This window comes from Pseudolysinimonas yzui (assembly GCF_014653215.1).
GTDB classification, from domain to species: domain Bacteria; phylum Actinomycetota; class Actinomycetes; order Actinomycetales; family Microbacteriaceae; genus Pseudolysinimonas_A; species Pseudolysinimonas_A yzui.
Genome location: NZ_BNAI01000004.1, coordinates 154,655 through 174,101, shown reverse-complemented (window position 1 = coordinate 174,101; position 19,447 = coordinate 154,655). Strand labels below are relative to the sequence as shown.

The window sequence follows — 19,447 nt, the reverse complement described above, 5'->3', positions numbered from 1 at the left end:
ATGACTTCTCTCGACGTTCTCGACGCCAAGGGCAAGAAGGCCGGCACGGTCGAGCTCCCCGCGAGCGTCTTCGACGTGCAGACCAACGTGCCGCTCATCCACCAGGTGGTGACCGCGCAGCTCGCGGCCGCTCGCCAGGGCACGCACAAGACCAAGGGTCGCGGCGAGGTCTCCGGTTCGGGCAGCAAGCCGTTCAAGCAGAAGGGCACCGGCCGCGCCCGTCAGGGCTCGATCCGCATGCCGCAGCACCGTGGCGGCGGCATCGTGCACGGACCGGTTCCGCGCAGCTACGCCCAGCGCACCCCCAAGAAGATGATCGCCGCGGCTCTGCTCGGCGTGATCTCCGACCGGGCCCGCGGTGAGCGCCTGCACATCGTCGACGGCTTCGGCACGGTCAACGGTGCGCCGTCGACCAAGGCCGCTGCCGAGCTGCTCGCCAGCCTCAACGGTGGTCACGGCGTGACCCGCAACGTGCTCGTCGTGCTCGAGCGCGGCGACGAGGCGGCCGAGAAGAGCGTGCGCAACCTCAAGGACCTGCACGTGCTCTACGCCGACCAGCTCAACGCCTACGACGTGGTCGTCTCCGACGACATCGTCTTCACGAAGGCCGCGTACGAGTCGTTCGTGGCGAGCAAGACCAAGGAGGCCGGCGAATGAGCGGCTACAACAAGGACCCGCGCGACATCATCCTGTCGCCGGTCGTCAGCGAGAAGTCGTACGGGCTGATCGACAACGGCAAGTACACGTTCGTCGTCGACCCGCGATCGAACAAGACCGAGATCAAGCTCGCGGTCGAGAAGATCTTCGGCGTCAAGGTGCAGAGCGTGAACACGCTCAACCGCACCGGCAAGCACCGCCGCACCCGGTTCGGCATCGGTAAGCGCAAGGACACCAAGCGCGCGATCGTCACCCTCAAGTCCGGTTCGATCGACATCTTCACGGCCGTCGGCTAAGGGCGAAGGAGAACATCATGGCTATTCGCAAATACAAGCCGACGACCCCGGGTCGCCGTGGCTCGAGCGTCGCCGACTTCGCCGAGATCACCCGATCGACGCCCGAGAAGTCGCTGCTCAAGCCGCTGCCGAAGACCGGTGGCCGCAACAACCAGGGCCGCATCACGACCCGCCACATCGGTGGTGGACACAAGCGCCAGTACCGCATCATCGACTTCAAGCGCAACGACAAGGACGGCGTCGACGCCAAGGTCGCGCACATCGAGTACGACCCGAACCGCACGGCGCGCATCGCGCTGCTGCACTACGTGGACGGCACGAAGCGCTACATCCTCGCGCCGGCGAAGCTCAACCAGGGCGACGTCGTCGAGTCGGGTCCCAGTGCCGACATCAAGCCCGGCAACAACCTGCCGCTGAAGAACATCCCCGTGGGTACCGTCATCCACGCGATCGAACTCCGTCCCGGGGGTGGCGCCAAGATGGCCCGCTCGGCCGGCTCGTCGGTTCGTCTCGTCGCCAAGGACGGCCCCTACGCGCAGCTGCGTCTGCCGTCCGGCGAGATCCGCAACGTCGACGTGCGCTGCCGCGCCACGATCGGCGAGGTCGGCAACGCCGAGCAGTCGAACATCAACTGGGGCAAGGCCGGCCGCATGCGCTGGAAGGGCGTCCGCCCGACCGTGCGTGGTGTCGCCATGAACCCGATCGACCACCCGCACGGTGGTGGCGAGGGCAAGACGTCCGGTGGACGTCACCCCGTCAGCCCCTGGGGCCAGAAGGAAGGTCGCACGCGTAAGCGCGACCTCCCCAGCGACAAGCTCATCGTCCGCCGTCGTACCGTCGGCAAGAAGCGCAAGGGATAAACCAGGATGCCGCGCAGCCTTAAGAAGGGCCCCTTCGTCGATGACCACCTGCTCCGCAAGGTCGTCACGCAGAACGAGGCCAACAGCAAGAACGTGATCAAGACCTGGTCGCGCCGCTCGATGATCATCCCCGCGATGCTGGGTCACACCATCGCGGTGCACGACGGTCGCAAGCACATCCCCGTCTTCGTGACGGAGACCATGGTCGGGCACAAGCTCGGCGAGTTCGCGCCCACCCGCACCTTCCGTGGGCACGAGAAGGACGACAAGAAAGGACGGCGTCGCTGATGGTTACCGCTATCGCTCGCGTGAAGCACATCCGCGTCACGCCGCAGAAGGCCCGCCGCATCGTGGACATCGTCCGCGGCAAGCAGGCCGCCGAAGCTCTCGCGATCCTGAAGTTCGCCCCGCAGTCGGCGAGCGAGCCGGTGTACAAGCTGGTCGCCTCGGCGATGGCCAACGCCCGGGTCAAGGCCGACGCGTCGAACTCGTTCCTCGATGAGCAGGATCTGGTCATCGTGCGCGCCTACGTCGACGAGGGCACGACGCTCAAGCGTTTCCGCCCCCGCGCCCAGGGCCGTGCGTTCAAGATCCTCAAGCGCACGAGCCACATCACGATCGAGGTGGCGACCCCCGACGAGCTCGTCGCGGCCGCACCCTCGAAGTCCAAGAGCGCCACCAGCGCCGCGAAGAAGGAAGGGGCGAAGTAATGGGCCAGAAGGTCAACCCCTACGGCTTCCGCCTGGGCATCACCACCGACCACGTGTCGCGGTGGTTCGCCGACTCGACCAAGCCGGGTCAGCGTTACTCCGACTACGTGACGGAAGACGTCAAGATCCGTCAGCTGCTGAAGACGAGCCTCGACCGCGCCGGTGTGGCGAAGATCGAGATCGAGCGCACCCGTGACCGCGTCCGCGTGGACATCCACACGGCGCGCCCCGGTATCGTCATCGGTCGCCGTGGCGCCGAGGCCGAGCGCATCCGCTCGGACCTCGAGAAGCTCACGAAGAAGCAGATCCAGCTCAACATCCTCGAGGTGAAGAACCCCGAGGCTGAAGCCCAGCTCGTCGCGCAGGGCATCGCCGAGCAGCTCTCCGCCCGTGTCGCGTTCCGTCGCGCCATGCGCAAGGGCCTGCAGGGCGCGCAGCGTGCCGGCGCCAAGGGTGTGCGCATCCAGGTCTCCGGCCGTCTCGGCGGCGCGGAGATGAGCCGCTCCGAGTTCTACCGCGAGGGTCGCGTGCCCCTGCACACGCTCCGCGCGAACATCGACTACGGCTTCTACGAGGCCCGCACGACGTTCGGCCGCATCGGCGTGAAGGTGTGGATCTACAAGGGCGACATCACCAACAAGGAACTCGCTCGCGAGCAGGCGTCGCAGAAGTCGACCCGCCCCGAGCGTCGTGACAGTGGCCCGCGCGGCCGCGGCCCCCGGGCCGACGCGCCCGCCGCCGCAGGAGTTGAGGCGTAACCATGCTGATTCCCCGTAAGGTCAAGCACCGCAAGCAGCACCACCCCGGACGTTCGGGCGCTGCCACCGGTGGCACGAAGGTCAGCTTCGGCGAGTTCGGCATCCAGGCCATCACGCCGGCGTATGTGACCAACCGCCAGATCGAGTCGGCGCGTATCGCGATGACCCGCCACATCAAGCGTGGTGGAAAGGTGTGGATCAACGTCTACCCCGACCGCCCGCTGACGAAGAAGCCCGCCGAAACCCGCATGGGTTCCGGTAAGGGTTCGCCGGAGTGGTGGATCGCCAACATCAAGCCGGGCCGCGTGCTCTTCGAGGTCGCCGGCGTTCCCGAGGAACTCGCTCGGGAGGCGCTCATCCGCGCGATCCACAAGCTGCCGTTGAAGGCCCGCATCATCAAGCGTGAGGAGGGGGACGCCTGATGTCCGTCGGATCCAAGGAACTCGCCCCGACCGAGCTCGACACGTTCGAGAACGAGCGGCTGATCGACGAGCTGAAGAAGGCCAAGGAAGAGCTGTTCAACCTGCGCTTCCAGTCGGCCACCGGTCAGCTCGAGAGCCACGGCCGCCTGCGCGCCGTGAAGCGCGACATCGCCCGCATCTACACCGTCATCCGCGAGCGCGAGCTCGGCATCCGTGCCACGCCCGCCCCGCTCGAGGTTCCGGCCAAGGGCGCGAAGAAGACCACGACGAAGAAGGATGCGGCGGAAGCTGCACCTGCTGAGGTCGCCGAAGAGGAGAAGAACTGATGGCTGAGGTCAAGGCCGCGGCGCCCAAGAAGGCGTCCGCGAAGACCGCCGCCCCGAAGGCGGATGCCGGACACGAGTCCGCCGCGCACGACGTGCGCGACGAGAACGCCCGTGGCTACCGCAAGCTGCGTCGCGGCTACGTGACGAGCGACAAGATGGACAAGACGATCACCGTCGAGGTCGAAGACCGGGTCAAGCACCCGCTCTACGGCAAGGTCATCCGTCGCACCTCCAAGGTCAAGGCGCACGACGAGCAGAACACCGCCGGCATCGGCGACCTGGTCGTCATCGCCGAGACCCGCCCGCTCTCGGCAACGAAGCGCTGGCGTCTCGTCGAGATCGCAGAGAAGGCGAAGTAACCCATGCTTCAGCAGGAATCCCGCGTCAAGGTCGCGGACAACACAGGCGCCAAGGAGCTGCTCGTCATCCGTGTGCTCGGGGGCTCCGGCCGCCGCTACGCGGGTCTCGGCGACACGGTCGTGGCGACCGTGAAGGACGCGATCCCGGGCGGCAACGTCAAGAAGGGCGACGTCGTCAAGGCGGTCGTCGTTCGCACGATCAAGCAGACCCGGCGTCCCGACGGCTCGTACATCAAGTTCGACGAGAACGCCGCTGTCATCCTCAAGAACGACGGTGACCCGCGCGGCACCCGCATCTTCGGCCCCGTGGGCCGCGAGCTGCGTGACAAGAAGTTCATGAAGATCATCTCGCTGGCACCGGAGGTGCTGTAACCCATGGCCAACATCAAGAAGGGTGACCTCGTGCAGGTCATCTCGGGGCCGAGCCACGGCAAGCAGGGCAAGGTCATCGAGGTGCTCGTCGAGAAGAACAAGGTCATCGTCGAAGGCATCAACTTCGTCACGAAGCACGTGAAGGTCGGTCAGACCCAGCGCGGCACCAAGACCGGTGGCATCGAGACCCATGAGGCCCCGATCCACATTTCGAACGTCGCCGTCGTCGACCCCAAGAGCAAGAAGCCGACCCGCGTGGGCTTCCGCGAAGAGGTCGTCGAGAAGGATGGCGTCAAGAAGAAGGTTCGCGTCCGTTACGCGAAGAAGTCCGGAGAGAAGCTCTAATGGCTACTGCCACTGCTGCGACGGCTGACAAAGCCCAGCCTCGCCTGAAGCAGCGCTACCGTGCCGAGATCACCAAGGCGCTCACCGAAGAGTTCGGGTTCACCAACCCGCACCAGGTGCCGCGCCTGGTGAAGGTCGTCGTCAACACCGGTGTCGGTGAGGCGGCGCGTGACTCGAAGGTCATCGACGGTGCCATCAAGGACCTCACCCTGATCACCGGCCAGAAACCGCAGGTCACGAAGGCCCGCAAGTCGATCGCCCAGTTCAAGCTGCGCGAAGGCATGCCCATCGGTGCGCACGTCACCCTGCGGGGCGACCGCGCGTGGGAGTTCGTCGACCGTCTGGTCACGCTCGCCCTGCCGCGTATCCGCGACTTCCGCGGTCTGTCGGACAAGCAGTTCGACGGCAACGGCAACTACACGTTCGGTGTCGCGGAGCAGAGCATCTTCCACGAGATCAACCAGGACAACATCGACCGCGTCCGCGGATTCGACATCACCGTGGTGACGACGGCCAAGAACGACGACGAGGGACGCGCCCTGTTGCGCCAGCTCGGCTTCCCGTTCCGCTCCGCCGACACCCAGGCCTGACGGCCACCGATCAAGCAAGGTCGGCTCCGGGTGGACCCGGACCGAAACCGATTGAGATAAGGAACGATTACCCATGACCATGACGGACCCTGTGGCCGACATGCTGACCCGTCTGCGTAACGCCAACCGCGCGTACCACGACGAGGTCTCGCTGCCGAGCAGCAAACTCAAGACCCACATCGCCGAGATCCTCCAGAAGGAGGGCTACATCGCCGGCTGGAAGGTCGAGAAGAACGAACGTGTCGGGCAGACCCTCACGATCGACCTGAAGTACGGGCCGAACCGTGAGCGCTCCATCGCGGGCATCAAGCGCGTCTCGAAGCCCGGCCTGCGCGTCTACGCGAAGTCGACCGAGATCCCGCACGTTCTCGGCGGGCTCGGCGTCGCCATCCTGTCCACCTCCTCCGGTCTCCTGACCGACCGCGAGGCGACCAAGAAGGGCGTAGGTGGGGAAGTCCTCGCCTACGTTTGGTGATCTTCAGATGTCGCGAATCGGACGCCTTCCCATCACCGTTCCCGCGGGAGTCACCGTGACCATCGACGGCCGTGCCGTTCAGGTCAAGGGCCCCAAGGGCGAGCTGAGCCTGAACGTCGCCGCGCCGATCGAGGTCGCCCTCGAAGACGGCCAGGTCGTCGTGACCCGTCCCGACGACGAGCGCGCCTCGCGCTCGCTGCACGGGCTGACGCGCACGCTCATCTCCAACCAGATCACCGGCGTCACCGAGGGCTACGCCAAGGGCCTCGAGGTCGTCGGAACCGGTTACCGGGTGCAGGCCAAGGGCAACTCGCTCGAGTTCGCCCTGGGCTTCTCGCACTCGATCACCGTCGACCCGCCCGCCGGCATCTCGTTCGAGGTCGAGGGCAACAACAAAGTGACCGTCCGCGGCATCGACAAGCAGGCCGTCGGCGAGGTCGCCGCGAACATCCGCAAGCTGCGTAAGCCGGAGCCCTACAAGGGCAAGGGCGTTCGTTACGCCGGCGAGGTCGTTCGCCGCAAGGCCGGAAAGAGTGGGAAGTAATGGCTACCGTGAGCAAGTCCGCGCAGCGTACGCGTCGGCACACCCGACTGCGCAAGCGCATCGTCGGTTCGCCCGAGCGCCCGCGTCTGGTCGTGAACCGTTCGGCCCGCCACGTCTTCGTGCAGCTTGTCGACGACAGCACCGGCCACACGCTGGCGTACGCGTCGACTCTGGAAGCAGACCTGCGCTCCTTCAGCGGTGACAAGACCGCGAAGGCCAAGAAGGTCGGCGAATTGCTCGCCGAGCGCGCCAAGAAGGCCGGGGTGGACGCCGTCGTGTTCGACCGCGGCGGAAACCGCTTCGCCGGTCGTGTCGCCGCGATCGCCGAGGGTGCCCGTGAAGGAGGGCTGAACCTGTGAGCGACGCAACGAACAACCAGGATGCGACCGAGGCCGTCGAGGTCGAGGCTGCCGAAGTCGAGACCACTGAGGTCGAGACCCCCGAGGTCGCCGCGGCTCCGGTCGTCGAGGAGGTTCCGGAAGGAACCGTCGTCGAGACCGCTGCCGGCACTGCGCCCAGCACCAACGAGCGTGAGGCCCGTCGCGGGTCGCGCGAGCGTCAGCCGCGCAACGACCGCAACTCGCGGGATCGTGGCGACAGCCAGTTCCTCGAGCGGGTCGTGACGATCAACCGCGTCTCGAAGGTCGTCAAGGGCGGTCGTCGCTTCAGCTTCACCGCGCTCGTCGTCGTCGGTGACGGCAACGGCATGGTCGGCGTCGGCTACGGCAAGGCGCGCGAAGTGCCGCTCGCGATCAGCAAGGGCGTCGAGGAGGCGAAGAAGAACTTCTTCCGCGTCCCGCGCTCGCAGAAGACGATCCCGCACCCCGTGCAGGGCGAGGCCGCAGCCGGTGTCGTGCTGCTGCGTCCGGCCGCTGCCGGTACCGGTGTTATCGCCGGTGGCCCGGTGCGTGCCGTGCTCGAATGCGCCGGCATCCACGACGTTCTGAGCAAGTCGCTCGGCTCGTCGAACACGATCAACATCGTGCACGCGACGGTCGCGGCGCTGAAGCAGCTCGAAGAGCCGCGCGCCGTCGCCGCCCGTCGCGGGCTGCCCTTCGAGGACGTCGCCCCGGAGCGTCTCGTGCGCGCCGAGGCCGAGGACCTCGCGAACGCGAAGGCAGGTGCCTGATGGCCGCCCGGCTCAAGGTGACCCAGATCAAGTCCAAGATCTCCGAGAAGCAGAACCAGCGTGACACGCTGCGCAGCCTCGGACTGAAGCGCATCGGCGACGTCGTCGTGCGCCCGGACGACAAGCAGAACCGCGGCTACGTGAAGACGGTCGCGCACCTCGTGAAGGTCGAGGAGATCGACTAATGGCTGAAGAGACCACCCCGAAGAAGGCGCCCGCGAAGGCCGCCGCTCCGAAGGCTGCTGCCGAGAAGAAGGACGTCGCCGAGAAGGCTGCGCCGAAGGCTGCCGCTGCGAAGACGGCTGCTCCGAAGGCGGCTGCCGAGAAGAAGCCGGCTGCCGAGAAGGCTGCTGCCCCGAAGGCCGCTGCCGCGAAGGACGACACCGCCGCTGAGAAGCCGGCTGCGAAGTCCACCGCGTCGAAGGCGTCGGCTGCGAAGGCTGCGCCCAAGAAGGATGCGGCCCCGTCGCGTCCGCAGGTGCTCAAGGCTCACCACCTCCGCCCCGCCGTCGGTGCCAAGAAGGACCGCATGCGCGTGGGACGCGGTGAGGGCTCGAAGGGCAAGACCGCCGGTCGTGGCACCAAGGGCACCAAGGCCCGCTACCAGGTGCGCGTCGGCCTCGAAGGCGGCAACCTGAACTCCATCATGCGCGCGCCCAAGCTGCGCGGCTTCAAGAACCCGTTCCGGGTGGAGTACCAGGTCGTCAACCTCGAGCGTCTCGCCGAGCTCTACCCCAAGGGCGGAGACGTCACGATCGGCGATCTCGTCGCCAAGGGTGCGGTTCGCAAGAACGAAAAGGTGAAGGTGCTCGGCACCGGCGACATTGCGGTTAAGCTGAACGTCGCTGTCGACAAGGTCTCCAGCTCGGCTGAGCAGAAGATCGTCGCGGCAGGCGGCTCCGTCAAGTAGCACGCCTTTCAACCGACCCGGTGCGGGTGGCCGTCGACAGCGGCTGCCCGCCGGGCCGGTTAGGCTCAAGTTTTCCGTTACTGCTATCCAGGAGGCGTCGTGTTCAGTGCCGTCGCACGGATCTTCCGCACGCCAGACCTGCGGAAGAAGATCGGCTTCTCGCTCGCGATCGTCGCCCTGTTCCGGCTCGGGTCGTTCATCCCTGCGCCGTTCGTCGACTTCGAGGTCGTGCAGAACTGCCTCACGCCGATCGAAAGCGGCTCCGGCGACGGTGCGGCGGGCCTCTATGCGCTCGTCAACCTGTTCAGCGGTGGTGCCCTGCTGCAGCTGTCGATCTTCGCGCTCGGCATCATGCCGTACATCACGGCGTCGATCATCGTGCAGCTGCTGCGCGTCGTCATCCCTCACTTCGAGACCCTCTACAAGGAGGGCCAGTCGGGCCAGGCGCGCCTGACGCAGTACACGCGCTACCTGACGATCGCGCTCGGCGTTCTGCAGTCGACGACCCTCATCACCGTCGCCCGCAGCGGCCAGCTGATCCCCTGCGACCTGCCGCTCATCACCTCCGACGGCGAGACCATCTGGGGCATGCTGCTCATGGTCATCACGATGACCGCCGGCACCGGCCTCATCATGTGGATGGGTGAGCTCATCACCGAGCGCGGCGTCGGCAACGGCATGTCGCTCCTCATCTTCACCTCGATCGCCGCGACCTTCCCCGGTTCGCTCATGCAGATCGCGCAGCAGCAGGGCGTCGAGATCCTGCTCGTGGTGATCGCGATCGGGTTGGCCATCATCGCGGCCGTCATCTTCGTCGAGCAATCGCAGCGTCGCATCCCGGTGCAATATGCCAAACGCATGGTGGGCCGTCGCACCTATGGCGGCAACAACACCTACATCCCGATCAAGGTCAACATGGCGGGCGTCGTGCCGGTCATCTTCGCCTCGTCGCTGCTGTACCTGCCGTCGCTCATCGCCCAGTTCAACCAGGGCAGTGACGGCGTCAACCCGTGGTGGGTCGACTGGATCAACAACAACCTCACCAACGGCGGACACCCGCTGTACATGGCGTTGTACTTCCTGCTCATCGTCGGCTTCACGTACTTCTACGTCGCGATCACCTTCAACCCCGAAGAGGTCGCCGACAACATGAAGAAGTACGGCGGCTTCATCCCGGGCATCCGGGCCGGCCGGCCGACCGCCGAGTACCTCGACTACGTGCTCACCCGCGTGACGCTGCCCGGGTCGCTCTACCTCGGTCTCGTCGCCCTGATTCCGCTGATCGCCCTCGTCGCCATCAACGCGAACCAGAACTTCCCGTTCGGCGGCACCAGCATCCTGATCATGGTCGGCGTCGGCCTCGAAACGGTGAAACAGATCGACTCGCAGCTGCAGCAGCGGCATTACGAAGGCCTCCTGCGGTGACCCGCCTCCTGATCGTGGGCCCGCCGGGTGCGGGCAAGGGAACGCAGGCGGCCCGCATCGCCGAACACTTCGCGATTCCGACCATCTCGACCGGCGACATCTTCCGCAAGAACATCGCCGACGACACCGAACTCGGCCGCCAAGTGAAGGCGATCGTGGATGCCGGCGACTACGTCCCCGACTCGCTCACGAATGCGCTGGTCACCGACCGCCTCAACGAAGCGGATGCCGCGGGCGGCTTCCTGCTCGACGGGTACCCCCGCACGACCGACCAGGTGCGCTACCTCACTGAGCTGTTGTCGTCGCACGGGCACGCCCTCGACGCCGTCATCCGGCTCGTCGCCGACCAGGAGGAGATCGTGCGACGCCTGCGTCAGCGCGCGCTCGAGATCGGTCGGGTCGACGACTCCGAGGAGGCGATCCGGCACCGCCAGGAGGTCTACATCCGTGAGACCGCGCCGCTGATCGAGATGTTCCGCGAGCAGGGTCTGCTCGTCGAGATCGACGGCCTCGGCGCCATCGACGACGTCACGGAGCGCATCTTCGAAGCCCTCGCCGCCCGCGGCCTCGAAGTCGCCGCCTGACCCGCCCGGGCCGGTTTCGACCGGCTTGCTCCGCCATTTGCGAGTTACTCCGCGCGAAACGCGCGGCGCAACACGCAAAACGCGGAGCAACGGCACCCGGTAGCGTGAGTGCGCTCCGGAAGGGATGGCGTGGTGACGAACGAGCGGGAGCGGCGGTTCTACCCGCCGTGGGGTGACACCGCGGCGAACGCAGACGCTCTCAACGCGCTGACCGAGGCTGCCCGGGATCCGGATCTCGAGGAGAAACTGCTTGCGGCGGGGATGCGCAAGTACCGCGTCCGTGGAGTCGTAACGTACGCGCCGAGCAACCCGTACCTCTGGTTTCTCTTCACGGTCGCGTGCGTTCCGCTGGGCTTCCTAGCCTTTTGGGTAGGAGTTCCTCGTGGCATGTCACCCGAGATGGCGCTCGTCTTCGCGATCGGCACGTGGGTCTTCGGGGCGGCGATGGCCACCCTCCCGGCGCTTTCGTTGCGCAAGTGGCACCGGCTTCGCCGCATCGCGCTCGATCACGTCGCTGTGACAGGCGGAAAGCTGCCCCACGAGTTGAACTGGCTGATCTGACCCACTTCGACAGGTTGCTCCGCCATTCGCGTGCTACTCCGCGGGAAACGCGCGGCGTAACACGCAATACGCGGAGTAACGGAACCCGCTGGGGCTCACTCGTCGATCAAGCGCACCAGTTCGTCGATGTAGGCGGGGAAGTCGGTGGATGCCCGCAGTAGTCGTTGCACGTCGGTGCGGTCGCTGAACACCTCGACGAACTGCTCGAACACCGTCTGGAACGAGGCGCGGTCCTTGGCGCTGAAGGCGACGAGCGCGACGACCTGCACGGTGGCTTCGCCCCACGGGATGGGGTTCTCGTAGAGGGCGATCGCGATGGCGGTGCGCTTCGCCGACATCGTGAGGGCGTGCGGCACGGCGAGCCACTCGGTGAACGCGGTCGACGAGATGCGCTCCCGTTCGAGCACCCCGTCGAGGTAGTCGTCGTCGATGATGCCGCGCTCGCGCATCCGCTCGCCCAGCACCCGGATGACGGCCTCGGCGTCGCGCTCTGTCAGGTCGCGGAAGAACAGCGCGTCGTCGAAGTAGAGCAGCAGCTGGTCGGCGATCGCCCGGCGGCGGCGCTGGCGGCGGATGCGCGAGATCGCGCCGCGCACGGCATCCAGGTCGGCGTCGGTCGGGATCGGCTGCACGATCACGACGTTGGCCGGCCGCACCTCCCACGGCACCGTGGAGATGATGAGGTCGGTGTGCAACGCCGCCGGGTCGACGTCGGTGCGGGTGAGGACGCGATCGATGACGACGTCGTCGCCGAGGGCGGGGAGGATGCGTCGCTCGAGCAGCTCCGCGATGTCGTGGTACCCGGGGCTCACCAGCACGCAGGTGAGTCGCTCGCCGTGGGTCGAGCGCCGCTCGAGGTGAGAGCCGATGTGGAGCGCGATGTACGCGATCTCGTCCTCGCCGATGGTGATCGTGAACTCGCGCTGGATCTCGGCGGCGACGAAGACGGCGAGTTCATAGGTGAGCGGGTAGGAGGACTTGATGGTGCGGGCGAGCGGGTTCGGGTTTCCCACACCCTCCCGGGCGCGCACCAGGAGGTTGCCGACGTGCGCGCTGAGTCGGGTGAGGAACGCGTCGTCGTCGAGGTCGACGAGGAACTCCTCCTGAGCACGACCGACGATCCGGCGCAGCACGTCGACGTGCTCGCCGACCTCGCCACGCTCGACGACCCGGGTTCCGGCACGCGTGGTGAGGAGCGCCGTCAGTGCCACGAGTTCGCCCTCGGGCAGCCGGGTGTCGAAGCGCTCCGCGATGAGTCGGTCGAGGTCTTTCGCGACGGCGTCGCCGGGCTCGGGCGCTTCGGCGGCGAGTGCCGAGCCCCGCGAGCGCTCGACGGCGATGGCGGTGTGCAGCAGCACCCGGTCGAGCCCGAACTCGTTGATCGTGTAGCCCTGACCTTCGAGAACCGCCATGACGTCGGTCTTGAAGCCGGAGAGGTCGTCGATGCCGAAGGAGTCCTGCACCCGCTGCAGGTCGATGAGGCCGTGGGCCTGCTCGTCGGAGAAGAGACGGCTGACGATGCGGCGGTGGCCGGCATCCGGTCCGTCGAGACGCACGTGGTCGCCCTCGCGGATCAGCTCGAGCCCGGCCTCACGCGCGAGCGCACGCACCTGACGCAGGTCGGCTTCGATCGTCGACTCGCTGACGAACAGCGACGCGGCGAGCTCGTGCACGTCGAGTTCCACACCGGAATGGGTGAGCCGGGTGACGAGAAACGTCACCCGCTCCCGTGGGGTGCCGATGCGATCGGCGGCACGGTCGCGTTGCGCGTACTCGGCGTGCGCATCGCGGTTGAGCCGGTAACCGTCTGGTGAGGAGAGGATGACGTCGAGCGGCGCCGCGGCGACCTTGACGGCCGTCACATAGCTGCGCACCGTGCGGGTCGAAACGCCGAGGTGCTCGGCGAGTTCGCTCGCGGTCGTCCACCCCTCCGAGCGGGAGAGGTAGGCCAGCAGCATCGGTGACTTGTCGGCCATCTCGCGTGCCACTCAACCACGTATCCCACCGCCGTGCGTAGAAGCCTTCGCTTCCGCGGGTGCGGAAGCGAATCTGGTGGAACGCCCGGGCGCGACTTCGGGACACTGACGGGAGTAGTCCGAACCGGCATCGCAAGGAGGCGACATGGCGACCATCGTGCTCGTCTGCGCGGCCGGGGTCTCGGGCACCTTCCTCGCCCGCCGCATCGCGCCGTCCCTTCCCGGCGTCGACTTCGTCGTCACGACCGAGCACGCCCTCGAAGACGCGCTCACCGGCGCCGACGCCGTGCTCATCGCCGCTCAGCTGGCGTCCGCCGAGGAGTCGATCCGACTGCGCGCCGCGCCGCGCCCGGTCGCCGTGCTTCCCGCCGACGCGATGACCCCGGCCGGCAGCATCCTCGCGGTCGACGCGGTCGACGCCCTCGTGCAATCCCTGACCGAACCGCCGCACCAAAGGAGCACCGACCATGTCTGAGCGCACCGTCGTCGTCGCGTCGAGCCACGGGCTGCACGCCCGTCCCGCCGCCCTGTTCACGCAAACCGCCGCGAAGGCCGGTGTGCCGGTCAAGATCACCAAAGGGGAACGCACCGTCGACGCCTCGAGCATCCTCGGGGTCATCTCGCTCGGCATCGACTTCGGCGACGAGGTGCTTCTCGCCGCCGAAGGCGAGGGGGCCGACGAGGCGCTCGACGCGCTCGAGGCGATGCTGCTCGAGGACCACGACGCGTGACCGAGCTGCGAGGGATCGGCGTCGGTCGCGGAATCGCGGTCGGCCCGGTGCTGCGCATGCCCGATCCGCTGCCCGACCCCCCGACGACGCCGAGCACCCTCGGCCCTGACGCCGAGAAGGAGCGGGTCACGCACGCCCTCGCGGCGACCGCGGACGACATCCGGGCTCGCGCCGCGAAGGCGGGCGGCAAAGCCGGCGAGGTGCTCGAGGCGCAGGCGCTCATGCTCGACGACCCGATGCTGCCNAGAAGGAGCGGGTCACGCACGCCCTCGCGGCGACCGCGGACGACATCCGGGCTCGCGCCGCGAAGGCGGGCGGCAAAGCCGGCGAGGTGCTCGAGGCGCAGGCGCTCATGCTCGACGACCCGATGCTGAAGACCGACGTGGACTCCCGCATCGACACCGGCACGACAGCCGAGCGCGCGGTGCACGAGGCGTTCGGCGTCTTCCGCGACATGCTCGCCGCGATGGGCGAGTACATGGCCGCCCGGGTCGCCGACCTCGACGACCTCTCGCGCCGCGCAGTCGCCCGCCTCTCCGGCGTGCCCGCCCCCGGCATCCCGCAGAGCGACACCCCGTTCGTGCTCGTCGCCCGCGACCTCGCCCCCGCCGACACCGCGCTGCTCGACCCCGCCCTGGTGCTCGCGATCGTGACGAGCGACGGCGGCAAGACGTCGCACACCGCGATCCTGGCCGGCGAAAAGGGGCTGCCCGCCGTGGTCGGCACAACCGGTGCGCTCGAGATCGCCGAGGGCGCGATGGTGATCGTGGATGCCGGGGCCGGGTTGGTCGAGGTCGACCCGTCACCGGATGCCCTGGCCGCCGCCGAGCAGAAGGTCGCCGATCGCGCGGCACGCGTGCACGTCACGGGGCCCGGGGCGCTCGCCGACGGCACGGCGATCCCGTTGCTCGCGAACCTCGGATCCGCCGACGGTGTCGAGGCCGCGGTCGCCGCGGGTGCCGAAGGCGTCGGGTTGTTCCGCACCGAGTTCCTGTTCCTCGACGCCACGAGCGCCCCGGCGGTCGACGCCCAGCAGGCCGCGTACTCCGCGGTGCTGCGGGGCTTCCCCGGCAAGAAGGTCGTCGTGCGGGTTCTCGACGCGGGAGCCGACAAGCCCCTGCAGTTCCTCAACGCCGCCAAGGAAGAGAATCCCGCTCTCGGCCTCCGCGGCATCCGGGCGCTGCGGGTGAGTGAGCCGATCCTGCGCGACCAGCTCACCGCACTGGCTCGCGCGGACGCCGAGACCGACGCGGAGGTCTGGGTGATGGCCCCGATGGTCGCGACGGTCGACGAGACCCGCTACTTCACCGCTCTCTCGAAGGAGCTCGGTCTGAAGACCGCGGGGGTGATGGTCGAGGTTCCGGCTGCGGCGCTGCTCGCCGACCGCATCCTCAACGTCACCGATTTCGCGAGTATCGGCACCAACGACCTCACCCAGTACACGATGGCGGCCGATCGGATGCTCGGCTCGGTGTCCGACTTCCAGGACCCGTGGCATCCGGCCGTTCTGCGCCTCGTCGGCGAGATCGGCGCCGCCGGCACCTCGCTCGGCAAGCCGGTCGGGGTGTGCGGCGAAGCCGCAGCCGACCCGAAACTCGCCGTCGTGCTCGTCGGCCTCGGCGTGACGAGCCTCTCGATGTCCGCCCCGGCGATCGCCGAGGTGCGCGACGAACTGGCCCGCTGGTCTCCACAAGGGACCCGCGACGCCGCAGACCTCGCCCTCGACGCGGAGGACGCTGCAAGCGCCCGCGCCGCGGTCGAGGCGCTTACCCCTTACTGATTTACCCCCGCTTGATCGACGTACCACCCCTCACACAAAGGAGAAACAACATGACAACGACGTCAGATACGTCCGGGGCAAGTCGCCTCGGGCAGACGCGAGTCGGCGTGCAGAGATTCGGTTCGTTCCTGTCGAACATGATCCTGCCCAACATCGCGGTCTTCATCGCCTGGGGCATCATCACGGCGTTCTTCATCCCCACGGGGTGGACGCCGAACGAGACGCTCGCGGCGCTGGTCGGCCCGATCCTTCTGACGCTCATCCCCGTTCTGATCGCCTACACCGGCGGCCGCATGGTCTACGGCGTGCGCGGCGGTGCGGTGGGCGCACTGGTGGCCATGGGTGTCATCGTCGCCGAACCGGATCGCGTCATGATCCTCGGTGCGATGATCGCCGGCCCGCTGGCTGCCTGGCTGCTCAAGCAGATCGAGAAGCTGTGGGCGGGCAAGGTGCGCCATGGCTTCGAGATGCTCGTCGACAACTTCTCGGCCGGCATCATCGGGTTCGGCATGGCGATCGCGGCCTTCTTCGGGCTGAGCAAGGTCGTCGTCTGGATCAGCGATGTGTTCGGGGGCGCGGTCGGCTTCCTCGTCGACAACGGTCTCCTGCCGCTGGCGAGCATCATCGTCGAGCCCGCGAAGGTGCTGTTCCTCAACAACGCGATCAACCACGGCGTCTTCACGCCGCTGGGCGCCGAGCAGGCGGCAGAAACCGGCAAGAGCATCTTCTTCCTCATCGAGGCCAACCCCGGCCCCGGTGCGGGTCTGCTGATCGCGATCATGGTGTTCGGCGTGGGCGCGGCCCGTGCGACCGCCCCCGGAGCGTTCATCATCCACTTCTTCGGCGGCATCCACGAGCTGTACTTCCCGTACGTCATCGCCAAGCCGATGCTGATCCTGGCGATGATCGCCGGTGGCGCGACGGGCGTTCTGACCAACGTGATCTTCGGGTCGGGTCTGCGTGCTCCGGCGTCGCCGGGGTCGATCTTCGCCGTGTTGTTCCAGACGGCGCAGGACAGCTACGTCGGCGTGATTCTGTCGGTGGTCCTCTCGGCCTCCGTGACCTTCCTGGTCGCCGCGGTGATCCTGCGGGCGAGCCGCAAGCGCGACCTCGCCGAAGCGGACGCGGCGTTCTCCGACGCGATCGCGCAGACCGAGGCGAACAAGGGCAAGTCGAGTGCTGCCCTCGCAGGTCTTGCCGCTGCGGCGGCGGGCGGAGCGATCTCGAACATCGTTTTCGCGTGCGACGCGGGCATGGGTTCGAGCGCGATGGGCGCCACGGTGCTGCGCAAGAAGCTGAAGGATGCCGGCGTCACGGGGGTGACGGTCACCAACAAGGCGATCGCCAACCTCGACGGCACTGCGGATCTCGTGATCTCGCAGCGACAGCTCACGGACCGCGCGAAGAAGGCCGAACCGAACGCAGTACACGTCTCGGTGGACAACTTCATGAACAGCCCGGCGTACGACGAAGTCGTCACGACCGTCGCCGAGAGCCAGAAGGCCACGAAGTAGCCCGACGAGTACAAGGATGAGTGCGGGGCGGTGGGTACCTCTCCCGCCCCGCACTCTCATCCCGCATCGCCACCCGGGAAGGACCCCGCTATGACCAACGTGCTCGACCTCGACCGCATCAAGCTGTCGGGGGAGTCCCGCACCCGCGACGACGCGATCCGCGAGGTCGGCGCCATGCTCGTGAATGCCGGTGCCGTCACGCAGGCCTACGCCGACGCGATGTTCGATCGGGAGGCGTCGGTCTCGACCTACATGGGCAACCTCCTCGCGATCCCGCACGGCACCAACGAAGCCAAGGACGGCATCCTCTCCTCGGCGCTCGCCGTGATCCGCTATGACGAGCCGCTCGACTGGGACGGCAACCCGGTGCGCTTCGTCGTCGGCATCGCCGGCAAGGGCGACGACCACCTCGGCATCCTCTCGGGCATCGCGATCGCGTTCAGCGACGAGGCGACGGTCGAGAAGCTGCAGGTCGCCGCGACGCCGCAAGAGCTGGCTGACCTCATCGATATCGACGCATGACCTCACCACAGGCCGTCCATTTCGGCGCCGGCAACATCGGTCGGGGCTTCATCGGGCTGCTGCTGCACGAGGCGGGCTACGAGGTCGTCTTCGCCGACGTCAACGCCGACCTCATCGGCACCCTGCAGTCGACACCGTCGTACCGCGTGATCGAGGCGGGGGCAGGCGGGGTCGAGAAAGTCGTGACGGGCTACCGTGCGATCGACTCCAACGCCGACCCCGACGGGTTGGTCGCGGCGATCGCATCGGCGGATGTCGTCACGACCGCCGTCGGCCCCAACATCCTTCGGTTCGTCGCGCCCGCGATCGCGGCCGGCATCCTCGCCCGACCCGTCTCGGCTCGGCCGCTTGCGGTCATGGCGTGCGAGAACGCCCTCGGCGCGACCGCCCTGCTGCGCGCCGAAGTCGAGAAGCACGCCGCAGCGGATGCCGTCGGCTTGCGCGCGATCTTCGCGAACACCGCCGTCGACCGCATCGTGCCCGAGCAGTCGGGCGCCGGGCTGGATGTGCTCGTCGAGCCGTACTGCGAGTGGGCGGTCGAGTCGACGCCGTTCGGGTCGGGGACACCCGACATCCCTGGAGCGCACTTCGTGCCCGACCTCGCGCCCTACATCGAGCGCAAACTGTTCACCGTCAACACCGGCCACGCGACGACGGCCTACTACGGGCGCCTCGCGGGTCACGCGACGATCGCCGCCGCCCTCGCGGATGCCGCGGTGCGGGCGGCGGTGGAAGCCGTACTCGCCGAGACGGCGGCCTTCTTGGTCGCGAAGCACGACTTCCCGGCGGCGGAGCAACGGGCGTACCTCGAGAAGACGCTCGAGCGGTTCTCGAACCCCGCGATCGACGACTCCGTGGAACGCGTCGGGCGCCAGCCCATCCGCAAACTGTCGCGCCACGAGCGCTTCGTGGGGCCGGCATCCGAGATCGCCGAGAGCGGCGGGTCGGCGGAAGCGCTGCTCGGCGCGATGGGGGCGGCTCTGCGGTTCGACGCCCCCGGCGACGAGGAAGCCGTGAAACTGCAGGGGATGCTGCGCGACGGCACCGACATCGTCGCCACCGTGATGGGTCTCGCTCCGTCCGACGCCCTCTACTCCGGCGCGACTGCCACCGTGGAGTCGGTGCGCGCGTCGCTCTGAACGTTGGTCCGCGTATTGCGCCTACGTCCGCGTTCAGCCCGCGGACGCGGACGCAAAACGCGGACCAACGGGACGTGGGAGCGCTGGCTGGCGCGACACGGGCGGATGGCGTAAGGTTGACCCTTGGTGCCTTGTGGCGGCTTCGGCCTGCCCGTGCACCAATCCACCCCGCAGATCAGCAAAGTACTAGTAGAGGTATGGCGAAAAAAGACGGCGTCATCGAGCTTGAGGGCTCGGTGCTGGAGGCTCTGCCGAACGCGATGTTCCGCGTAGAGCTCACGAACGGGCACAAGGTGCTCGCTCACATTTCCGGCAAGATGCGCCAGAACTACATCCGGATCCTTCCGGAAGACCGCGTGGTCGTCGAGCTCAGCCCGTACGACCTCACCCGCGGCCGCATCGTCTACCGCTACAAGTAGCCCCTGCTGAGAAGTAACGACCTCCGGGCGACCGGAGGAACGA

The 19,447-nt window shown here is 67.6% G+C and carries 28 protein-coding genes and 2 pseudogenes; 29 read left to right on the top strand and 1 reads right to left on the bottom strand.

Translation table 11 applies throughout. From position 1 onward, the window contains the following. The 21 genes from rplD (at position 1) to IE173_RS11135 (ending at position 11,323) form a co-directional block, all read left to right on the top strand. Positions 1-657, top strand: a complete 657-nt coding sequence (gene rplD, locus IE173_RS11235; RefSeq protein WP_191283582.1) for a 50S ribosomal protein L4 — start codon at positions 1-3, stop codon at positions 655-657. Continuing rightward, positions 654-953, top strand: coding sequence for a 50S ribosomal protein L23 (rplW, locus tag IE173_RS11230; protein WP_191283581.1), 300 nt, complete (start codon positions 654-656; stop codon positions 951-953). The genes rplD and rplW overlap by 4 nt, the downstream gene beginning before the upstream one ends. A gap of 17 nt (positions 954-970) precedes the next feature. Continuing rightward, complete coding sequence (rplB, locus tag IE173_RS11225; protein ID WP_191283580.1) at positions 971-1,813, top strand: 50S ribosomal protein L2; 843 nt, start codon at positions 971-973, stop codon at positions 1,811-1,813. 6 nt (positions 1,814-1,819) lie between these two features. Beyond that, positions 1,820-2,101, top strand: coding sequence for a 30S ribosomal protein S19 (rpsS, locus tag IE173_RS11220; protein ID WP_130283793.1), 282 nt, complete (start codon positions 1,820-1,822; stop codon positions 2,099-2,101). Next, a complete protein-coding gene (gene rplV / locus IE173_RS11215) occupies positions 2,101-2,523 on the top strand; it encodes a 50S ribosomal protein L22 (protein ID WP_191283579.1) in 423 nt (140 codons plus the stop codon). The genes rpsS and rplV overlap by 1 nt, the downstream gene beginning before the upstream one ends. After that, positions 2,523-3,281, top strand: coding sequence for a 30S ribosomal protein S3 (gene rpsC, locus IE173_RS11210; protein WP_191283578.1), 759 nt, complete (start codon positions 2,523-2,525; stop codon positions 3,279-3,281). Before rplV ends, rpsC begins: the two co-directional genes overlap by 1 nt. A 2-nt stretch (positions 3,282-3,283) precedes the next feature. Continuing rightward, the gene (gene rplP / locus IE173_RS11205; protein WP_191283577.1) at positions 3,284-3,703 is read left to right on the top strand and encodes a 50S ribosomal protein L16; all 420 of its coding nucleotides are present in this window, start codon (positions 3,284-3,286) and stop codon (positions 3,701-3,703) included. After that, positions 3,703-4,029 (top strand): 50S ribosomal protein L29, encoded by a 327-nt coding sequence (gene rpmC, locus IE173_RS11200; protein ID WP_191283576.1) that lies wholly within the window; start codon positions 3,703-3,705, stop codon positions 4,027-4,029. Before rplP ends, rpmC begins: the two co-directional genes overlap by 1 nt. Further along, positions 4,029-4,388: a 30S ribosomal protein S17 gene (gene rpsQ, locus IE173_RS11195; protein WP_191283575.1), complete on the top strand. Its 360-nt coding sequence runs from the start codon at positions 4,029-4,031 to the stop codon at positions 4,386-4,388. The genes rpmC and rpsQ overlap by 1 nt, the downstream gene beginning before the upstream one ends. A 3-nt stretch (positions 4,389-4,391) precedes the next feature. Further along, a complete protein-coding gene (gene rplN / locus IE173_RS11190) occupies positions 4,392-4,760 on the top strand; it encodes a 50S ribosomal protein L14 (protein ID WP_191283574.1) in 369 nt (122 codons plus the stop codon). Between the two features lie 3 nt (positions 4,761-4,763). Next, positions 4,764-5,105 (top strand): 50S ribosomal protein L24, encoded by a 342-nt coding sequence (gene rplX / locus IE173_RS11185; RefSeq protein WP_191283573.1) that lies wholly within the window; start codon positions 4,764-4,766, stop codon positions 5,103-5,105. Next, positions 5,105-5,695 carry a 50S ribosomal protein L5 gene (rplE, locus tag IE173_RS11180; RefSeq protein WP_191283572.1) on the top strand — a complete coding sequence of 197 codons (591 nt, stop codon included), beginning with the start codon at positions 5,105-5,107 and terminating at the stop codon, positions 5,693-5,695. Before rplX ends, rplE begins: the two co-directional genes overlap by 1 nt. A gap of 73 nt (positions 5,696-5,768) precedes the next feature. Next, positions 5,769-6,170 (top strand): 30S ribosomal protein S8, encoded by a 402-nt coding sequence (rpsH, locus tag IE173_RS11175; protein WP_191283571.1) that lies wholly within the window; start codon positions 5,769-5,771, stop codon positions 6,168-6,170. Positions 6,171-6,177: 7 nt separating this feature from the next. Continuing rightward, positions 6,178-6,714, top strand: coding sequence for a 50S ribosomal protein L6 (rplF, locus tag IE173_RS11170; protein WP_191283570.1), 537 nt, complete (start codon positions 6,178-6,180; stop codon positions 6,712-6,714). Further along, positions 6,714-7,073, top strand: coding sequence for a 50S ribosomal protein L18 (rplR, locus tag IE173_RS11165; RefSeq protein WP_191283569.1), 360 nt, complete (start codon positions 6,714-6,716; stop codon positions 7,071-7,073). The genes rplF and rplR overlap by 1 nt, the downstream gene beginning before the upstream one ends. Beyond that, entirely contained in the window at positions 7,070-7,843 is a 774-nt protein-coding gene (gene rpsE / locus IE173_RS11160; RefSeq protein ID WP_191283568.1) for a 30S ribosomal protein S5, read from the top strand. The genes rplR and rpsE overlap by 4 nt, the downstream gene beginning before the upstream one ends. Beyond that, positions 7,843-8,028 carry a 50S ribosomal protein L30 gene (gene rpmD, locus IE173_RS11155; RefSeq protein ID WP_191283567.1) on the top strand — a complete coding sequence of 62 codons (186 nt, stop codon included), beginning with the start codon at positions 7,843-7,845 and terminating at the stop codon, positions 8,026-8,028. The genes rpsE and rpmD overlap by 1 nt, the downstream gene beginning before the upstream one ends. Then, a complete protein-coding gene (rplO, locus tag IE173_RS11150; RefSeq protein ID WP_191283566.1) occupies positions 8,028-8,753 on the top strand; it encodes a 50S ribosomal protein L15 in 726 nt (241 codons plus the stop codon). The genes rpmD and rplO overlap by 1 nt, the downstream gene beginning before the upstream one ends. A gap of 99 nt (positions 8,754-8,852) precedes the next feature. Then, entirely contained in the window at positions 8,853-10,178 is a 1,326-nt protein-coding gene (gene secY, locus IE173_RS11145; protein ID WP_191283565.1) for a preprotein translocase subunit SecY, read from the top strand. Further along, the gene (locus IE173_RS11140) at positions 10,175-10,762 is read left to right on the top strand and encodes an adenylate kinase (RefSeq protein ID WP_191283564.1); all 588 of its coding nucleotides are present in this window, start codon (positions 10,175-10,177) and stop codon (positions 10,760-10,762) included. Before secY ends, IE173_RS11140 begins: the two co-directional genes overlap by 4 nt. A gap of 132 nt (positions 10,763-10,894) precedes the next feature. Beyond that, on the top strand, positions 10,895-11,323 hold the full coding sequence (locus tag IE173_RS11135; protein ID WP_191283563.1) for a hypothetical protein: 429 nt from the start codon (positions 10,895-10,897) through the stop codon (positions 11,321-11,323). A 95-nt stretch (positions 11,324-11,418) separates the two neighbouring features. On the opposite strand, the gene IE173_RS11130 is transcribed toward IE173_RS11135, so the two are convergent. Continuing rightward, a complete protein-coding gene (locus IE173_RS11130) occupies positions 11,419-13,299 on the bottom strand; it encodes a BglG family transcription antiterminator (RefSeq protein WP_191283562.1) in 1,881 nt (626 codons plus the stop codon). Between the two features lie 145 nt (positions 13,300-13,444). On the opposite strand from IE173_RS11130, the gene IE173_RS11125 reads away from it, so the two are divergent. The 8 genes and pseudogenes from IE173_RS11125 (at position 13,445) to infA (ending at position 19,404) form a co-directional block, all read left to right on the top strand. Continuing rightward, on the top strand, positions 13,445-13,774 hold the full coding sequence (locus tag IE173_RS11125) for a PTS sugar transporter subunit IIB (protein ID WP_191283561.1): 330 nt from the start codon (positions 13,445-13,447) through the stop codon (positions 13,772-13,774). After that, a complete protein-coding gene (locus IE173_RS11120) occupies positions 13,767-14,030 on the top strand; it encodes an HPr family phosphocarrier protein (protein WP_191283560.1) in 264 nt (87 codons plus the stop codon). Before IE173_RS11125 ends, IE173_RS11120 begins: the two co-directional genes overlap by 8 nt. A 56-nt stretch (positions 14,031-14,086) precedes the next feature. Then, positions 14,087-14,218 (top strand): annotated as a pseudogene (locus IE173_RS15705) (hypothetical protein); the annotation flags it as partial. A 53-nt stretch (positions 14,219-14,271) separates the two neighbouring features. Continuing rightward, positions 14,272-15,810, top strand: a pseudogene (gene ptsP / locus IE173_RS11110) (phosphoenolpyruvate--protein phosphotransferase); the annotation flags it as partial. A 50-nt stretch (positions 15,811-15,860) separates the two neighbouring features. Continuing rightward, on the top strand, positions 15,861-17,324 hold the full coding sequence (locus tag IE173_RS11105; protein ID WP_229842059.1) for a PTS mannitol transporter subunit IICB: 1,464 nt from the start codon (positions 15,861-15,863) through the stop codon (positions 17,322-17,324). A 90-nt stretch (positions 17,325-17,414) separates the two neighbouring features. Then, the gene (locus IE173_RS15500; RefSeq protein ID WP_229842058.1) at positions 17,415-17,846 is read left to right on the top strand and encodes a PTS sugar transporter subunit IIA; all 432 of its coding nucleotides are present in this window, start codon (positions 17,415-17,417) and stop codon (positions 17,844-17,846) included. Then, on the top strand, positions 17,843-18,985 hold the full coding sequence (locus IE173_RS11100) for a mannitol-1-phosphate 5-dehydrogenase (RefSeq protein WP_191283559.1): 1,143 nt from the start codon (positions 17,843-17,845) through the stop codon (positions 18,983-18,985). The genes IE173_RS15500 and IE173_RS11100 overlap by 4 nt, the downstream gene beginning before the upstream one ends. 197 nt (positions 18,986-19,182) lie before the next feature. Continuing rightward, entirely contained in the window at positions 19,183-19,404 is a 222-nt protein-coding gene (gene infA, locus IE173_RS11095; protein WP_191283558.1) for a translation initiation factor IF-1, read from the top strand. The last annotated feature ends 43 nt before the right edge of the window (positions 19,405-19,447 follow it).

What these genes read in the sequence shown, in the direction of transcription:
- rplD (WP_191283582.1), top strand. Translation starts at nt 1, where the DNA reads ATGACTTCTCTCGACGTTCTCGACGCCAAGGGCAAGAAGGCCGGCACG.
- rplW (WP_191283581.1), top strand. Translation starts at nt 654, where the DNA reads ATGAGCGGCTACAACAAGGACCCGCGCGACATCATCCTGTCGCCGGTC.
- rplB (WP_191283580.1), top strand. Translation starts at nt 971, where the DNA reads ATGGCTATTCGCAAATACAAGCCGACGACCCCGGGTCGCCGTGGCTCG.
- rpsS (WP_130283793.1), top strand. Translation starts at nt 1,820, where the DNA reads ATGCCGCGCAGCCTTAAGAAGGGCCCCTTCGTCGATGACCACCTGCTC.
- rplV (WP_191283579.1), top strand. Translation starts at nt 2,101, where the DNA reads ATGGTTACCGCTATCGCTCGCGTGAAGCACATCCGCGTCACGCCGCAG.
- rpsC (WP_191283578.1), top strand. Translation starts at nt 2,523, where the DNA reads ATGGGCCAGAAGGTCAACCCCTACGGCTTCCGCCTGGGCATCACCACC.
- rplP (WP_191283577.1), top strand. Translation starts at nt 3,284, where the DNA reads ATGCTGATTCCCCGTAAGGTCAAGCACCGCAAGCAGCACCACCCCGGA.
- rpmC (WP_191283576.1), top strand. Translation starts at nt 3,703, where the DNA reads ATGTCCGTCGGATCCAAGGAACTCGCCCCGACCGAGCTCGACACGTTC.
- rpsQ (WP_191283575.1), top strand. Translation starts at nt 4,029, where the DNA reads ATGGCTGAGGTCAAGGCCGCGGCGCCCAAGAAGGCGTCCGCGAAGACC.
- rplN (WP_191283574.1), top strand. Translation starts at nt 4,392, where the DNA reads ATGCTTCAGCAGGAATCCCGCGTCAAGGTCGCGGACAACACAGGCGCC.
- rplX (WP_191283573.1), top strand. Translation starts at nt 4,764, where the DNA reads ATGGCCAACATCAAGAAGGGTGACCTCGTGCAGGTCATCTCGGGGCCG.
- rplE (WP_191283572.1), top strand. Translation starts at nt 5,105, where the DNA reads ATGGCTACTGCCACTGCTGCGACGGCTGACAAAGCCCAGCCTCGCCTG.
- rpsH (WP_191283571.1), top strand. Translation starts at nt 5,769, where the DNA reads ATGACCATGACGGACCCTGTGGCCGACATGCTGACCCGTCTGCGTAAC.
- rplF (WP_191283570.1), top strand. Translation starts at nt 6,178, where the DNA reads ATGTCGCGAATCGGACGCCTTCCCATCACCGTTCCCGCGGGAGTCACC.
- rplR (WP_191283569.1), top strand. Translation starts at nt 6,714, where the DNA reads ATGGCTACCGTGAGCAAGTCCGCGCAGCGTACGCGTCGGCACACCCGA.
- rpmD (WP_191283567.1), top strand. Translation starts at nt 7,843, where the DNA reads ATGGCCGCCCGGCTCAAGGTGACCCAGATCAAGTCCAAGATCTCCGAG.
- rplO (WP_191283566.1), top strand. Translation starts at nt 8,028, where the DNA reads ATGGCTGAAGAGACCACCCCGAAGAAGGCGCCCGCGAAGGCCGCCGCT.
- IE173_RS11130 (WP_191283562.1), bottom strand. Translation starts at nt 13,299, where the DNA reads ATGGCCGACAAGTCACCGATGCTGCTGGCCTACCTCTCCCGCTCGGAG.
- IE173_RS11125 (WP_191283561.1), top strand. Translation starts at nt 13,445, where the DNA reads ATGGCGACCATCGTGCTCGTCTGCGCGGCCGGGGTCTCGGGCACCTTC.
- IE173_RS11120 (WP_191283560.1), top strand. Translation starts at nt 13,767, where the DNA reads ATGTCTGAGCGCACCGTCGTCGTCGCGTCGAGCCACGGGCTGCACGCC.
- IE173_RS11105 (WP_229842059.1), top strand. Translation starts at nt 15,861, where the DNA reads ATGACAACGACGTCAGATACGTCCGGGGCAAGTCGCCTCGGGCAGACG.
- IE173_RS15500 (WP_229842058.1), top strand. Translation starts at nt 17,415, where the DNA reads ATGACCAACGTGCTCGACCTCGACCGCATCAAGCTGTCGGGGGAGTCC.
- IE173_RS11100 (WP_191283559.1), top strand. Translation starts at nt 17,843, where the DNA reads ATGACCTCACCACAGGCCGTCCATTTCGGCGCCGGCAACATCGGTCGG.
- infA (WP_191283558.1), top strand. Translation starts at nt 19,183, where the DNA reads ATGGCGAAAAAAGACGGCGTCATCGAGCTTGAGGGCTCGGTGCTGGAG.